This is a genomic window from Nocardia sp. bgisy134, from assembly GCF_965341865.1.
Lineage (GTDB): Bacteria > Actinomycetota > Actinomycetes > Mycobacteriales > Mycobacteriaceae > Nocardia.
This window is the reverse complement of record NZ_CBDQZP010000010.1, coordinates 218767-233944: the sequence shown is the minus strand read 5'-3', so window position 1 is coordinate 233944 and position 15178 is coordinate 218767. Positions and strand designations below refer to the sequence as shown.

Here is a 15178-nt window from a genome sequence, read left to right as displayed (position 1 = left end):
AACGCCGCCGATACGATGCAGTGCGGCGAGAAGGAGGACGTCCCACCCGATGAGTGCCGAGGACCTCGAGAAGTACGAAACCGAGATGGAGCTCTCGCTGTATCGCGAGTACAAGGACATCGTCGGCCAGTTCTCGTACGTGGTGGAGACCGAGCGCCGCTTCTACCTCGCCAATTCCGTGGAGCTGCGCCCGCAGAACGCCGACGGTGAGGTGTATTTCGAGGTGCGCATGAGCGACGCCTGGGTGTGGGACATGTACCGGCCCGCGCGCTTCGTCAAGCACGTCCGGGTGATCACCTTCAAGGACGTCAACATCGAGGAGCTGGAGAAGCCCGACCTGCGGCTTCCCGAGTAAGCCCGCGGCTCGACCCGCTGTCGGCGCCCGTTAGCACACCGCGCCGACAGAGCGGCCCGGCGACGAGCGCCGCGACGGCGTGTCGTCCACAGCGAAGGCGTCGTCCACAGGACTGGTATCGGCCCAGGTCGTCGCGGCCGGGCCGCGGCGCGGTGCGGTCACGATCGTCGGGTGGCAGACAAACAGGCGCTCGGCGCGTACGGGGAAGAGCTGGCGGCACGGTTCCTGCAAGACGCGGGCATGGAGATCGTGGTTCGCAACTGGCGGTGTCGGTACGGCGAACTCGATCTGGTCGCGCGTGACTCCGACACCACCGCTTTCGTCGAGGTGAAGACCCGCAGCGGCCTCGGCTTCGGCACGCCGGCCGAGGCCGTCACCTTCGTCAAGCAACAGCGGATACGGCGGCTGGCGCTGCTCTGGCTGGCCGAGCAGGACGGCCCGTGGCGGCGAGTCCGCTTCGACGTGATCTCGGTGCTGCTCGCGCCCGGCGGACGCCCGGTGATCGACCACCTCGAGGCGGTCTTCTGATGGCGCTCGGGCGTGCCCATTCGGTCGCGGTCGCGGGCGTGGACGGGCAGTTGGTCGAGATCGAGGCCGACATCGGCCAGGGCCTGCCCTCGGTGCATCTGGTCGGACTGCCCGACACCGCGCTCTCGGAATCCCGCGACCGGGTCCGCTCCGCGGTGGCGAATTCGGGAGAGAAGTGGCCGGACGGACGGGTGATTCTCGCGTTGTCGCCCGCGACCCTGCCCAAGATCGGCAGCGTCTACGACCTGGCGCTCGCGATTTCGGTACTGGACGCGGCGGGCGCGGTGCCCTCGGAGCGGCTGGCGAAGACGGTGCTGCTCGGCGAGCTCGCACTGGACGGGCGGGTGCGCCGGGTGCGTGGCATCCTGCCCGCGGTGATCACCGCGCGCAACGCGGGCTGGTCGACGGTGGTGGTGCCCGAATGCGCCATGGCCGAGGCGGGTTTGGTGGAGGGCGTCGAGGTCTTCGGCGCGGCCAGCCTGCGCGCCGTGATCGCCTGGCTGCGCGGGGAGGGCGCGCTGCCTGAGCCGAACGGTGAGTTGCCCGACACGGCGCGTTCCTGCGGCGATCTCAGCGAGGTGGTCGGTCAGGACGAGGCTCGATGGGCGCTCGAGGTCGCCGCGGCGGGTGGGCATCATCTCCTGCTCACCGGGCCGCCCGGGATCGGCAAAACAATGTTGGCGCAACGTCTTCCTGGTCTGTTGCCGCCGCTGTCGGAAGCGGAGGCGCTGGAGGTGACGGCGATTCACTCGGTGGCGGGCGCGCTGTCCGGCGATCATCCACTCGTCACCGAGCCCCCGTTCGTCGCGCCGCACCACTCCACCTCGGCGACCGCGATGATCGGCGGTGGCTCGGGCTCGGCCCGTCCCGGCGCGGTGAGCCGCGCCCACCGCGGTGTGCTCTTTCTCGACGAATGCGCCGAGATCGGCGGAAAGGTACTCGAGGCGCTGCGAACACCGTTGGAGGAGGGCGAGGTTCGCATCGCCCGCCGCGACGGGGTGGCGCGGTATCCGGCGCGCTTCCAGCTCGTCTTGGCGGCCAATCCGTGCCCTTGCGCGCCCGCCCGCGACGTGGACTGCATCTGCGCGCCCCTCGCGCGCCGCCGCTACCTCGGCAAGCTGTCGGGTCCCCTGATGGACCGGATCGACATCTGGGTGCAGATGCACGGCCAGTCCGGTGCGACGTTCAGCGCCGACGCCGCCGAGAGCAGCGCGGTGGTGCGCGAACGCGTCGCCGCCGCCAGGAAGGCCGCGCTGCACCGCTGGCGGGAGGACGGCTGGCTCACCAATGCCGAGGTGCCGGGACACGCACTGCGCCAGCGGTTCCGGCTGCCGCGCGAATCCGTCGCTCCGGTCGAGGCGGCCCTGCGCATGGGCCGCATGTCCGCCAGGGGCGCCGACCGCGCCATTCGTGTTGCCTGGACGGTGTCCGATCTGCGCGGGGCCGACGTTCCGAGCGCCCAAGACGTCATGCTCGCGCTCAACTTCCGCCAGCGGGGTGTGCAGTGAACGAGCTGCGTGGAAAGGACGAGTGTGTCGTGGAGATCGGGGTTCGAGACCGTTTCGATCGCAGTGATTCGCGACAGTCGCCGGGCACGGCGGCGCGGGCGCCGAGCGGTGTGGGTGCGGTGGATGCGGACGAGCGGCGGCTGGCTTGGGTGTATCTGTCGCGGGTCGTCGAAGGGCCGTGTGCGGCGCTGTCCGCGTTGATCGAATCGGTTGGGGTGGTGGAGGCCGCGCGGGCGGTGCGGGAATGCGATCTGCCGGAGTCGCTGCGCGGGCCGACGCGGCGGCGACGCGAGATCGACTCGGCGGCACGCGATCTGACGGTCATCGAGCGGATCGGCGGCCGCGTGGTGACACCCGACGACCCCGAGTGGCCCGCGTGGCGGCTGCTCGGACTGAGTCAGCTCGAAGCGGGGCGCGATCCGGACGGCGCGGCGCCGCTGGTGCTCTGGGTGCGGGGACCGCGCTCGCTGCTGGAGTCGAGCGAACGGGCGTTGGCCGTGGTCGGGTCGCGGTGCAGCACGGGATACGGCAATCGGGTCACGGCCGAGATCGCGGGAGAGCTGGCCGCGCAGGGCTGGACCATCGTGTCCGGCGCGGCGTTCGGCATCGACGCGATGGCGCACCGGGCGGCGCTGGCGGTCGGCGGGCCCACCATCGCGGTGCTCGCGTGCGGTGTGGATCGCCCGTACCCGGCCCAGCACGAACGGCTGCTGGCCGAGATCGCGGAGGTCGGTCTCGTGGTCAGCGAGTACCCGCCGGGCACGGTGGCGAGGAAGCATCATTTCCTGGCCCGCAATCGGCTGGTCGCTGCATTCGCCGACGGCGTGCTCGTCACCGAGGCCGGGCTGCGCAGCGGTGCGCGCAACACCGTGAAATGGGCGCGGCGACTGGGTCGTCCGGCCCTGGCGGTCCCCGGACCGGTCACCTCGGCGGCCTCGACAGGATGTCACCGGATGATCCGCGACGGTGAGGCGCTGCTGGTCACTCGCACCGAGGAAGTCGTCGACGAGGCCGGACCGCTGCGCCTGTCCCTGCCAGGCAGCGCGGGTCGGGTTCCGGACACCCCCGAGCAGCTCACCGGCGACGAGGCCGCCGTCTTCGCCGCGCTGCCCGCGATAGGCTCCCGCCTGCCCCACGAACTGACCAGGCACTGCGAACTCCCGCTGCCCGCGATCCGCGCGGCCCTCGTCGCGCTCGACCTGGCGGGATTGATCGGTCTCGACGAAAGCGGTTGGCACCGTAAGCAGGTGAGACGATGAGGAGACTCGTGCGATGCGCGACACTCCTGGACGCGCGGCCCGGCGCGGGTCCTTGCCAACCGCCGCGTTCACGGCAACCGTGGTGGGGTGGAGGATTTGCCGGAGGACCTGGACGCGCTGCTGTCGGAATACGGGCGGCACCTGCGGCTCGGCCGCAACCGCTCGGCCCACACCGTGCGCGCCTACCTCGGCGACGCCCGGTCTCTGCTGGCCCACCTGTACGCCCGCTCCCCGGATTCCGCGATCCGGGAACTGGACCTGGCCTTGCTGCGCTCCTGGCTCGCGGAGCAGTCGGCGAACGGCGCGGCCCGCACGACGATGGCGCGGCGCGCGTCCTCGGCGCGCACGTTCACCGGCTGGCTCACCAAGACCGGCAGGCTCGAGGTCGACCCCGGCCTGCGGCTCGGTTCGCCCAAGGCGCACCGGACGCTACCCGCCGTGCTCGGCAGGCAGCAGGCGGTGGAGGCCATGGACGCTGCGGAATCCGGTGCGGCGCAGCACGATCCGATGGCGTTGCGGGACAGGTTGATCGTCGAGTTGCTGTATTCGACCGGGATCAGGGTGAGCGAACTCTGCGGCCTGGACATCGACGACGTGGACCGGGAGCGGCATCTGGTGCGGGTGCTCGGCAAAGGGAACCGGGAGCGCTCCGTCCCGTTCGGCGCGCCCGCCGACCGTGCCGTCGCGGAGTGGCTGCACTACGGCCGTCCCGCGTTCGCGATCGCCGAATCGGGGCGCGCGCTGCTGCTCGGCAGGCGCGGTCGCCGTCTGGATCAGCGGCAGGCCAGGAGCGTGGTGCACGAGGTGGTTTCGGCGATCCCCGGCGCGCCCGATCTCGGCCCGCACGGACTGCGCCACAGCGCGGCCACCCACCTGCTCGAGGGTGGCGCGGATCTGCGCGTGGTGCAGGAAGTGCTCGGCCACGCCAGCATGGCCACCACCCAGCTGTACACGCACGTGTCCATCGAACGACTGAAGAAGGTGCACGACCAGGCGCACCCGCGCGCCTGAAGCGGCGGAAAGGCGCGACCTGGTAGGGAATCCGTGATACCTCTGTAACGAGTTCTAGTTGTGGAGGATTCGGATGCCGGAGAACGCGGGCGAGCCGACGACGAGCGCCCACACCGTGCTGGGCAGGCCGGTTCCGATGCCGGTGCGGATCCGGAGGGCGCGGGCGTTCATGGCGTCGTACCGCGTGCCCGCCGGTGTGGCGCAGGAAGTGATCGCCTACTCGGGTCTCCGGGTGATCCAGCTGCCGCGGGATCGCGCGCTGTGCACGCTGGTCTTCGTCGAGTACGTGGACGGCGACCTCGGTCCGTACCACGAGTTCGGCGTGGCCTTCATGGTCCGGCACCACACGGCGGCGGAGGTCGGCGGACTGGCCGACCTGCGGGCGTTGTCCGGTGGCACCGCGGGCGTGTTCATCCATCGGCTGCCGGTCGACGGCGAGTTCACCCTCGCCGCGGGCCGGGGGATCTGGGGATTTCCGAAGGAACTGGCCGATTTCGAGGTCGAGCACGAGGGCGCCCGCCGCGGCGTGCTGCGGATGGACGGCAAGCTGGTCGTCGATCTGACGGTGCGTCCGGGTCTGCGAACGCCGTCGCGTCGTGGCGCGGGCGGCGCGTACGACGCCTACGCGCACATCGACGGCGTCACGCGTCGCACGCCGTGGCGGATGGAGCAGTCGGGCATGCGCGCTCGCGTGGGCGGGGCCGAACTGATCCTCGGCGACCATCCGCTGGCCGCCGAATTGGCCGCGCTGGAACTACCCACCCGCACACCGCTGACCTCGACCGTGGATCGGCTCGCGATGATCTTCCACGACGCCGCGCCGGTGTGATTCCGGGTCGTCGCGGGCGTGTCGCACGCTTCAGCGAGGTTCGTGGACGACCGTTCGGTCTGCCGATACGCTGACGTTGCGGAACGTTTGCTTGCGGCACGAATCGGACCAGAGACGGAGTGGTGCCCGTGCACCCTGAACGAAGCGTGACCCCGGACGCTCTTCAGCGCCCGGCCGATTCGGTCGCGGCCGTGCTCGTTCCGCACTCGTTCCCCGGGGAGGTGGCGTGACACTGCCGGACGTCGGCGCGGAATCGGAGGACGGCGAGGAGAACGTCGACTATCGCTTCACGCTCGCCAACGAGCGGACCTTCCTGGCGTGGATGCGCACGTCGCTCGGCCTGCTCGCGGGCGGCGTCGCCGTGCACACCTTGGTGCAGCCGTTCCACATGGCCGGTCTGCGTAGGCTGCTCGCGGTCAGTTGCATCGTGCTCGCCGTCGTCGTCGCGCTCGGCGCCTACCTGCACTGGCGCCGGATCGGACGCGCGATGCGCCGCGGCGAGCCGCTGCCGCAGACGCTGTTGGTGCCGATCCTGTCCGTGGGCATCGGCGCCGTGTCGATCATGGCGTGCATCGCGGTGCTGCTGCGATGACGGCCAGGGACGCGGGTCTGGCCGCCGAGCGCACCGCGCTGGCGTGGCGCCGCACCGCCATCAGCGCCATGGTCGTCGCCGCGCTGTGCATCGATCACGTGGTGAGCTCCGGTTGGCGGGCGGCCGCGATCGCCCCCGCCGTCGCGGCGCTGACCATGATCGCGGTGGCGGTCGCGGGTTATCTGCGCAGCCGGTGGCTGCGCCACGGCCACCGCGGCAGACCCGACGGCGTCATCGCCGCGACGACGCTGGCGATCCTGTTCGCCGGCTGTGTCGCGGCCGCACTCGGTTTCACGGAACCACCGAGGTGATCCATTCCAGGACAGACGAGTTCGGCCGAGACGAAGGAGGAGGACGATGCCCGAAGTGACGGAGCCGACCGAGGTGATCGTCGCCGCGCACCAGCGCGCCGCGGCGATGCTGCCGTTCGCCGACGAGGCCGACCTGGCCGACTCCCAGCGCGGATTCGTCGCCGCGCTGGAGCCCGGCGTGGTCGCCCAGGACGACGAATCCGTGGTGTGGGACAACGACTCCTACGGTTTCCTGCGCGAGCCGTGCCCCGCGTCCGTCCATCCCAGCCTGTGGCGGCAGTCCGGGCTGGTCGCCGCACAAGGACTGTACGAGGTGACCGACGGGATCTATCAGATCCGCGGCTTGGATCTGTCGAATATGACGCTGGTCGAAGGCGAGCGGGGCGTCATCGTGATCGATCCGCTGATCTCCGCCGAGACCGCGGCCGCGGGGCTGCGTTTGTATCGCGAGCACCGCGGCGAGCGCCTGGTCACCGGGCTCATCTACACCCATTCGCATGTCGACCACTTCGGCGGCGCATTCGGGGTCGCGAGCGCGGAAGACGCCGCGGAGGGCCGCATTCCGGTCGTCGCGCCCGCCGGATTCCTGGAACACGCGGTGTCCGAGAACATCTTCGCGGGCACCGCGATGGCGCGCCGTGCGGCCTACATGTACGGCGCCGTGCTGCCGAGGGGTCCACTGGGCCAAGTGGGCGCCGGTCTCGGGCAGACCACCTCGCTCGGCACGGTCACCCTGATAGCGCCGACCGTGGACATCACCGACACCGGCCAGGAGATGACGATCGACGGCGTGCGGATCGTCTTCCAGGTCACGCCGGGCACCGAGGCGCCCGCCGAGATGAATTTCTACTTCCCCGATCGCCGCGCGCTGTGCATGGCCGAGAACGCCACCCACACCCTGCACAACATCGTGACCCTGCGCGGTGCGCTGGTCCGCGACCCGCACGTGTGGGCCCGGTACCTGACCGAGGCCATCAATCTGTTCGCGCGCGAGTCCGATGTCGTGTTCGCCTCGCATCACTGGCCGACCTGGGGCACCGAGCGCCTGGTGGAATACCTGGCGCTGCAACGTGATCTGTACGGATACCTGCACGATCAGACGTTGCGGATGCTGAACCAGGGGTACGTCGGCGCCGAGATCGCCGAGCAGCTGACAGTGCCGCCCGCGATCGAGAACGCCTGGCACGCGCGCGGGTACTACGGTTCGGTCAGCCACAACGTCAAGGCGATCTACCAGCGCTATCTCGGCTGGTTCGACGGAAATCCGGCGCACCTGTGGGCGCATCCGCCCGTCGAATCGGCCCGCCGCCACGTGGAATTCATGGGCGGCGCCGAGGAAGTGCTGCGCAAGGCGCGCGAGTCCTACGCCGAGGGAGACTTCCGCTGGGTCGCGCAGGTGGTCGACTACGTGGTGTTCGCCGAACCGGGCAACGAGGCGGCCAAGGACCTGCTCGCCTCGGCCTACGAGCAACTCGGCTACGGCGCCGAGAACGCGACGTGGCGCAACTTCTATCTCAGCGGAGCCTACGAACTGCGCTACGGCTCGTTCGGCACCCCGACCAAGGTCGACTCGATGGCCATGCTGACCGCGTTGACCGTCGAGCAGATCTTCGACGCCATGGCGCTGCGCGTGGACGGTCCGAAGGCGTGGGACATGCGGGTGATCACCGACTGGCACCTCACCGACGAAGGCCGCGTCTACCGGCTGGAACTGCGCAACGGCAGGCTGACCCACTACGACCGGCCCGAGGGTGTCGCGCTGCCCGCCGCGGACGCCGAATTCACCCTCACCAGGGCGACCATGATCCGAGTCCTGTTGCAGGGCGAGGACTTCGGGGTGGCCGCCGCCGCGGGTGACATCGCCATCGAGGGCGATCCGACCAAGCTCGCCGCCTTGGTCGGCGTGTTCGACGAACCGGACCCGGATTTCGCCATTGTGACGCCCTGAGCGACCGCGGGCCGGAAATCGCTCGACCCACGGCGGCCGGCCCGCGTACGGTCGATGCCCAGGTCCATCGAAACCGTCGACAGGTCCCTGCCGCTGCGCGAGCGATTGCGCGTCGCGCTGCCCGCCGCCGTGAAGGTGCGCGACCGCCACGTAGCCGCGGCGCTGCGCTCGGCGCTCGGCGCCATCGACAACGCCGAGGCCGTCGAGATCGGTGGCGCGCGAGCGGGCGCGATCGAGGAGAGCGCGGCCGGGCTCGGCGGCGCGGAGGTCGCGCGGCGGGAGCTGAGCGAGGCCGATATCGAGGGCATCGTCCGCGCCGAGATCGCCGAACGCCTGACGGCCGCGGCGAGCTACGACGAACTGGGACGTGTCGATCGCGGCGACATGCTGCGCGCGGAGGCGGACGCGCTCACCGCCGTGCTGTAGTCCGCCGCACGCCAAGGGATTTCGCTATTCTGGCTGCTGCCGGTCGATTCCAGGCGGTTCATAGGATGGGCGTGGCGGAGTTCGAGTTACTCACCGAGAGATTCCTCTCGGCGCTGCGCCGAGGCGGGGGCGACCTCACGGCCGCTTGCCAGGCCGCCGTGCAGGTGCTCCCGGTGCAGCGGGCCGCCATCATGATCGATGAACGCGACGTGGGTGTGCAGCCGTGGTGCAGCAGCGACGAGATCGCCGCGCGAGTCGAGACGATGCAGGCGACGGTCGGGGAGGGGCCCGCGGTGGACGCGGTGGCCACCGGTGTGCCCGTCTCCGTCGTCGATCTGACCGAGAACTGCGGACGCTGGCCCGGTTTCGCCGCGGCGCTGGCCCGTGAACCGGTGTCCGGCGCGATGACGGCGATGCCGCTGCGGCTGGGAGCGGTGCGATTCGGCGCGCTGGATCTGTACCGGGTCAGCCCCGGTCACGTGGACGGGGCGGTGATCTCGGCCGGGCTGCACGTCGCCGACATCATCACCGCTCACCTGGTGTCTGCGCGGACCGGTTCCGCCGAGCACGCGGGGGAGTGGCTGCGCCAGCCGCTGACGAGCGCGTCGATCCACCAGGCCGCGGGCATGGTGATCGCCCAACGTGGTGTCGGCGCCGCGGACGCGTACGCCATGCTACGGACTTATGCCGTGCGCCAAGGGATTTCGCTGGCCGAGGCGGCCGAGCGGGTGCTCCGCAGGCGCGTCCGTTTCGACAACGGAGCCCGCTGACCCGCTACGCCCGGCGCTCGACGGGCGTGGCCAGCACGACCGCCGTGTCGACGCTGCCCGCCACCACGGCGCCCGCCAGTTCGGCCATCCGCAGTCCGCAGCGTCGCGCGTGGGCGCGCAGGCGACCGAACGCCTCGGTCATGTCCAGATCGCCGCGCTCGGCCAGCACCCCCTTGGCCTGCTCGATGACCACCCGGTCCTGCAGTGCGACAGGGAGTCTGGCCTGCATCGGCTCGACCCTGGGCCGCAGCACGTGCTGCGCGATGCCGATGGCCGCGAGGTCGGCCAGGATCTGCCCGGATCGCACGGCGGACCGGTTCAGTGCGCGCGGCGCTGCGCCGAAGATGGTCAGGGCGCCGAGATTGTCCGTGCGCAGTCGCAGCGGCAGCGCGTAGGTCGACCGGTAGCCGTGTTCCAGTGCGTGCCTGGCGAATTCGGGCCAGACCAGGGTGGCGGCGGCGAGGTCGTCCACGATCGAGGGACTGCTGGTGCGATAGGCCTGCTTGGACGGCCCGTCGACCGTTTCGACGAGCCATCGCGCTCGCTCGTCGGTGGCGGCGAGCACCCGCAGCTCGCCGCGATGGTCGCCGAGGAACAAACCGGCCTCGGCGCCGCCGGTCAGTTCGGTACACGCGTCGACCAGTTGCTGGGATAGCTCCACTACGTCGAAATCGCTCGTCATCGTGCCGACGGACCGCACGAGCACGTCCAGCAGCGGCGCGTGTGCTCCCATGGTGGGTCTCCCTGAGTGATCGCAGTGACGGCTGAGTCAAGCGGAGTGGAGCCTCGCCTTCAATGTTTGCACCCGAATAGCGTTCGTGTCGACCGCACTTGCGGAGTCGTGCGCCGAATCGCCATGACAGTGGAGTGTTTCGGCGCGTCGCCCGCCGTCCATACCATGGAGTGTTGGGCAGGTGCGGTGCGGTATCTCCGAGGTGGACGCGCGACGTTCGCCGGCAACAGGGGTGGTTCGGTATGTCTGACAGTGAGCAGCTGGTCACGGCCTTGTCCGGGATCGTCGGGCTCCTGCCCGAACCCGGCGACGTAGTCGAACCGCTCCATCGGGTGATCGACAGCGCCACCGACGCACTCGACCTGGCGGGCTGCGCGGTGCTGCTCGTGGCTGGCGGACACTCCAGCGTCGTCACCGCCACACCCGCGGCGCTGGCGGACGTCGCGCTCAGCCAGCGCAGCAGCGAACGCGGACCGGCGGTCGACGCATTGCGCCACGGCGAACCGGTCGCCGTCGCCGATGTCCGCGAGCGACACGAGGCCTGGCCGGAATACACGAGTGTCGCGGTGCGCCACGGTGTTCGCGCCGTGGCGGAGATCCCGATGCGGTCCGGCGTGACGATGGTGGGCGCGCTGGGCATGTACGCCTACCACCCGCGCCAGTGGACCGAACCCGAACTGTCGGTGGGCGCGCTGCTGGCGAGCCTGGCCGCCGGGCACATTCTCACCGCCGAACGGCTGCGCGCTCAGCAGCGGCTGGCCGAACAGTTGCAGCACGCGCTGGACTCGCGGGTACTGGTGGAGCAGGCGAAAGGCGTGCTCGCCAACGCGCGCAACACGACGCCGCAGGCCGCCTACGAGCTGATCCGGGCGCACGCCCGGCGCCATCGGGTGAGCGTGCACGCGGTCGCGGGCGGCATCGTCGAGCTCGGTCTGCGAATCTGAGCCGGGCTCGGCCGCCGGTCCCGCGGGCCTGCCGACCGAGCCCGAAGCGGCAGCGCGAGTCCGAACCGACCGGTAGTCTGGCCACTGGCGGATATCCGAAACCCATGCCCCCGGACCGGAATCCGCGGTAGACGCCATCGTCCGTGTCCTCGACGGGTGGTCCATTCGTCAGCGTCCGCTGCCATCGGGGGCATCATGGTTTCGCCAGCTCTGTCTACTCGCACGTCCACCCACCATCGGATTCCGGACACCGTCACCAACGCCGAGTTGGTGCGCCGGATCGGCGTCGGCGATCGCGACGCCTACGCACTGCTCTATGCCCGAACGCGCCCGCTCGTCTTCGGACGGGTACTCGCGATCGTGCGCGATCACGACTACGCCGAGGAGACCTGTCACGACGTCTATCTCCAGGTCTGGCGCAGTGCAGCGGGTTTCGACGAGCGTCGCGGCTCGGTGACGACCTGGTTGTGCACGCTGGCGCACCGGCAGGCGGTGGACCGGGTGCGCCGGGAACGCGCCGCCACCGATCGCGATCAGGCCTGGGCCGCAGGAGATTACGGCCGACCCGCCGACAACGTCGCCGACGAGGTGCTGCGCCGCCACGAATACCGCTGTGTGCGAACAGGACTGGCTGCCCTGACGCCACTGCAGCGCGAATCGCTGCTGCTCGCCTACTATCACGACCTCACCTACCCGCAGGTCGCCGAGCGCCTCGGCGTAGGTCTCCCCGCCGTCAAATCCCGCATCCGCTCGGGACTGGCCCAGCTGGCGTCGGCGCTCGCGGCCGCGGTCTGAACCTCTAGGCCCCCGGCTCGATCGGGCCGGGGGTCCAGGCCCTGTCTCCAAGTCCCATCCGGCGCCTCCGCGGCCCAGATCGCCGCCTGGCCGCGTTGTCGTCGTCACCGAGACAACCCCGGTATCGGCTCTTCTCCTCCGCTTGCCAGGCGGCGATCCGATCCACGGATGCATCCGGCCGAACTTCGAGACAGGGCTTAGGCCTTCGTGGGCAGGGTGGCGAGGTAGCGGCCCGCGAAGAAGCGTTGCAGGAGCCGAACCAGTGGGCCGCCCAGTGCGGTGTACCAGGTCGCGGGTTGGGAGAAGGCGGTGACGACGCCGTGGACGGAGTCGTCGGCGGGGTCGTACTCCACCGAGAACAGTTCCTCGCCGACCTCCGGGTGTCCGGGCAGCGTGCCGTAGGCGAAACCGCGCCGGTTCTCGTCCTCGTCGAGCACGTACACCACGCGGCAGGGCGCCACGAGGGCGAGCGGGCCGATCCCGAGTCGCACGGTGAGCAGGGTGCCCGGTTCGGCGGTCGGCGTGCTCGCCCGATCGAAGATGCCGACGCCCTTCTGCATCCGATAGGCGAGGATCTCCGCGCCCGCCCGCTCGAACAGCTCTCTGCCGTTGCCGAGGCGGCGCTGCAACCGGAAGTGGTAGTAGCCCTCCGGGAGTTCGCCCCTGGTGGCGCCGATCTCGCGATACGTGAACCAGGGACCGTCGAGCGCATTCTCCATCTCTCGATCATCGTCCGGTTCCGTGCGGCACGGAAGCCGACCCGCGCGGCGTGCGCTCCCGCCGAGTCGCACCGCCCGCGCTGCCGCCCGGCGTTGGGATACCGATCGTGGCAACGCTCGCACCGGGACGCGATCGGCAGTCGTTCGCGACCGCGCCGGCCTTTCCTGCGATGGGGCCCACCGGCTCGAGGCGCAGCGGTGCGACGTGCAGCAATCCGAGCGGATCGAGGTATTCGGGCCGCCCGCGCCGCCCGGCCTCCCGGCGCAGACCCCAGTGCAGACAGGCGGGAGCCGCGCACTCCGGGTGCCCCTTCTCCAACGTTCCGATCGGAGTGCCTCGCGCGACGCGCGCCCCGACCGAGACCCGCGTTTCCACCGGCTCGTACGTCGTCCGCAGGCCGCCGGGATGGTCGATCGACACGACCGGTTTGCCCGCCACCGTCCCGGCGAACACCACGATCCCCGCTCCCGCGGCCAGCACCGTTTGCCCGGGCGATCCGGCCAGATCGACGCCGCGATGGCCGGGCAGCCAGTCCTGCGCGGGCCGTTCGAACCGCCGCTCCACCCAGGGCCGAGGCCGCAGCGGCCACCCGAACTCGCCGCTCGGCGCTGCCGCCGCCGTCGCGGTCGAGAGTGCGAGCAGCGCCGCGGCAACGGCGAAAAGCGCCGCTTTCCTCCTGAACAGCGCCACCTTCATGGCTCCGCCGACGCCCGGTTCACGCCCGCTGCCACCGTGCCTGATGGGCCGAGCCGCTCGGGAGGACCGGACGGCCCGGCACGATCGACGTCCGCGTATCCGACACTCGCGGCGGCATCGGCGCGAGCTCGAGGAGCGGCAGATCCGGCGCTCGATGCGGCGGGCATGCCGACCCTGAACAGGCCATGTCGGGATCGGACCGAAACCGCGGGTGCGGCACGCGCAGCGGCATCGGTGCGGGCCGGAGGAGCGGCAGTTCCCGCGCTCGATGCGGCGGGCATGCCGACCCTGAACAGGCCATGTCGGGATCGGACCGAAACCGCGGGTGCGGCACGCGCAGCGGCATCGGTGCGGGCCGGAGGAGCGGCAGTTCCCGCGCTCGAAGCAGCAGGCACGCCGATCCCGAACAGCCCGGATCGGCGCCAGGGACCGGTCGCGCGTGCGCCGTCGCGGGGCGCGCGCCCGCCAGCGCCAGCACGAACATCAGGGGAAGAATCACGGTGATCGCGAGGGAAAGTCGGTGCATGGGTTCGACCTTCGTCGGTCCCGGCCGCGCGCACGATCCCCGATCCGGCGTGTGGGGACAACATCGGCTCCTGTGGAAATCGCCCGTTTCGCCTGGTCGCGACGTCGTGACCAGCTGATTTAGGTCAGGGACGCACCTGGTCGTAGACTGATCGAGCGGTCTGTGCCCGGCACGGACCGACTTCGCGCGCCACCCGTGCTCGTTCGCAACGGCGCCGTTCGAACCTCAGCTCCCGAATTCCGAGAGTGCTCGTTCGCGGCAATGCAGTTGGGAACAGGGAATCGTCGGCTGGTCCCGATCGGTGATCCGACCGGGTCCGACGATTCGGAGGCGCCAGGGCAGCGGGTCGCCGACCCACTGCGTCAACCGGCAACGAAAGAGAGATACGAGAGCCATGGCTGTCGTAACCATGAAGCAGCTGCTCGACAGCGGCGCACACTTCGGACACCAGACCCGGCGCTGGAACCCGAAGATGAAGCGGTTCATCTTCACCGACCGCAACGGCATCTACATCATCGACCTGCAGCAGACGCTGACCTACATCGACAAGGCCTACGAGTTCGTCAAGGAGACCGTCGCCCACGGTGGCACCGTTCTCTTCGTCGGCACCAAGAAGCAGGCCCAGGAGTCGATCGCGGCCGAGGCGACGCGCGTCGGGATGCCCTACGTGAACCAGCGTTGGCTGGGCGGCATGCTCACCAACTTCTCCACCGTGCACAAGCGCCTGCAGCGCCTCAAGGAGCTCGAGGCCATGGAGCAGACCGGTGGCTTCGAGGGTCGCACCAAGAAGGAAATCCTCATGCTCACGCGTGAGATGAACAAGCTGGAGCGGACCCTCGGCGGTATCCGCGACATGCAGAAGGTGCCCTCGGCCATCTGGGTCGTCGACACCAACAAGGAGCACATCGCCGTCGGCGAGGCGCGCAAGCTGAACATCCCGGTCATCGCGATCCTGGACACCAACTGCGACCCCGACCTGGTCGACTACCCGATCCCGGGCAACGACGACGCGATCCGCTCCGCCGCGCTGCTGACCAAGGTCGTCGCCTCCGCGGTGGCCGAGGGCGTGCAGGCGCGGGCCGGTCTGGCCTCCGGCGACGAAAAGCCGGAAGCGGGCGCGGGCGAGCCGCTCGCCGAGTGGGAGCAGGAGCTGCTGGCGCAGGCCGCGCCGGGCGCCGAGGCCTCCACCGAGACTCCGGCCGAGGCCTGAGGCTCGTAATCCGCTGT

The 15178-nt window shown here is 70.4% G+C and carries 16 protein-coding genes and 1 pseudogene; 14 read left to right on the top strand and 3 right to left on the bottom strand.

Annotated features, from left to right (window positions below; genetic code table 11):
• The first annotated feature begins 49 nt into the window (after positions 1-49).
• The 11 genes from ACRWNM_RS19645 (at position 50) to ACRWNM_RS19595 (ending at position 9537) form a co-directional block, all read left to right on the top strand.
• Positions 50-355 (top strand): DUF2469 domain-containing protein, encoded by a 306-nt coding sequence (locus ACRWNM_RS19645; RefSeq protein ID WP_011210678.1) that lies wholly within the window; start codon positions 50-52, stop codon positions 353-355.
• A gap of 171 nt (positions 356-526) precedes the next feature.
• A complete protein-coding gene (locus ACRWNM_RS19640) occupies positions 527-883 on the top strand; it encodes a YraN family protein (RefSeq protein ID WP_431969480.1) in 357 nt (118 codons plus the stop codon).
• The gene (locus ACRWNM_RS19635; RefSeq protein WP_431969479.1) at positions 883-2391 is read left to right on the top strand and encodes a YifB family Mg chelatase-like AAA ATPase; all 1509 of its coding nucleotides are present in this window, start codon (positions 883-885) and stop codon (positions 2389-2391) included. The genes ACRWNM_RS19640 and ACRWNM_RS19635 overlap by 1 nt, the downstream gene beginning before the upstream one ends.
• A gap of 119 nt (positions 2392-2510) precedes the next feature.
• Positions 2511-3650, top strand: coding sequence for a DNA-processing protein DprA (dprA, locus tag ACRWNM_RS19630; RefSeq protein WP_431969544.1), 1140 nt, complete (start codon positions 2511-2513; stop codon positions 3648-3650).
• 87 nt (positions 3651-3737) lie between these two features.
• On the top strand, positions 3738-4661 hold the full coding sequence (locus tag ACRWNM_RS19625; protein ID WP_431969478.1) for a tyrosine recombinase XerC: 924 nt from the start codon (positions 3738-3740) through the stop codon (positions 4659-4661).
• A 73-nt stretch (positions 4662-4734) separates the two neighbouring features.
• Positions 4735-5490, top strand: coding sequence for an acetoacetate decarboxylase family protein (locus ACRWNM_RS19620; protein ID WP_431969477.1), 756 nt, complete (start codon positions 4735-4737; stop codon positions 5488-5490).
• A 226-nt stretch (positions 5491-5716) separates the two neighbouring features.
• Positions 5717-6082, top strand: coding sequence for a YidH family protein (locus ACRWNM_RS19615; protein WP_431969476.1), 366 nt, complete (start codon positions 5717-5719; stop codon positions 6080-6082).
• A complete protein-coding gene (locus tag ACRWNM_RS19610; RefSeq protein WP_431969475.1) occupies positions 6079-6393 on the top strand; it encodes a DUF202 domain-containing protein in 315 nt (104 codons plus the stop codon). Before ACRWNM_RS19615 ends, ACRWNM_RS19610 begins: the two co-directional genes overlap by 4 nt.
• A 46-nt stretch (positions 6394-6439) precedes the next feature.
• Positions 6440-8341: an alkyl/aryl-sulfatase gene (locus ACRWNM_RS19605; RefSeq protein WP_431969474.1), complete on the top strand. Its 1902-nt coding sequence runs from the start codon at positions 6440-6442 to the stop codon at positions 8339-8341.
• A 54-nt stretch (positions 8342-8395) separates the two neighbouring features.
• Entirely contained in the window at positions 8396-8767 is a 372-nt protein-coding gene (locus ACRWNM_RS19600; protein ID WP_431969473.1) for a hypothetical protein, read from the top strand.
• 71 nt (positions 8768-8838) lie between these two features.
• Positions 8839-9537 (top strand): GAF and ANTAR domain-containing protein, encoded by a 699-nt coding sequence (locus ACRWNM_RS19595; protein ID WP_431969472.1) that lies wholly within the window; start codon positions 8839-8841, stop codon positions 9535-9537.
• Positions 9538-9541: 4 nt separating this feature from the next.
• Here ACRWNM_RS19595 and ACRWNM_RS19590 read toward each other — a convergent pair whose 3' ends face one another.
• Positions 9542-10270, bottom strand: a complete 729-nt coding sequence (locus tag ACRWNM_RS19590; RefSeq protein WP_431969471.1) for a GAF and ANTAR domain-containing protein — start codon at positions 10268-10270, stop codon at positions 9542-9544.
• A gap of 242 nt (positions 10271-10512) precedes the next feature.
• Between ACRWNM_RS19590 and ACRWNM_RS19585 the strand changes: the two genes are divergently transcribed.
• Both ACRWNM_RS19585 and ACRWNM_RS19580 read left to right on the top strand, forming a co-directional pair.
• Positions 10513-11214 carry an ANTAR domain-containing protein gene (locus ACRWNM_RS19585; RefSeq protein ID WP_431969470.1) on the top strand — a complete coding sequence of 234 codons (702 nt, stop codon included), beginning with the start codon at positions 10513-10515 and terminating at the stop codon, positions 11212-11214.
• Positions 11215-11409: 195 nt separating this feature from the next.
• Positions 11410-12009, top strand: coding sequence for a sigma-70 family RNA polymerase sigma factor (locus tag ACRWNM_RS19580; protein ID WP_431969469.1), 600 nt, complete (start codon positions 11410-11412; stop codon positions 12007-12009).
• Positions 12010-12206: 197 nt separating this feature from the next.
• Here the strand turns inward: ACRWNM_RS19580 and ACRWNM_RS19575 are convergent, their stop codons facing one another.
• Together ACRWNM_RS19575 and ACRWNM_RS19570 are read right to left on the bottom strand one after the other, a co-directional pair.
• Positions 12207-12728 carry a DUF1990 family protein gene (locus ACRWNM_RS19575; protein ID WP_431969468.1) on the bottom strand — a complete coding sequence of 174 codons (522 nt, stop codon included), beginning with the start codon at positions 12726-12728 and terminating at the stop codon, positions 12207-12209.
• A 175-nt stretch (positions 12729-12903) separates the two neighbouring features.
• A pseudogene (locus ACRWNM_RS19570) lies at positions 12904-13425 on the bottom strand (M23 family metallopeptidase); the annotation flags it as partial.
• 920 nt (positions 13426-14345) lie between these two features.
• Here ACRWNM_RS19570 and rpsB point away from each other — a divergent pair.
• On the top strand, positions 14346-15161 hold the full coding sequence (gene rpsB / locus ACRWNM_RS19565; protein ID WP_357445920.1) for a 30S ribosomal protein S2: 816 nt from the start codon (positions 14346-14348) through the stop codon (positions 15159-15161).
• The last annotated feature ends 17 nt before the right edge of the window (positions 15162-15178 follow it).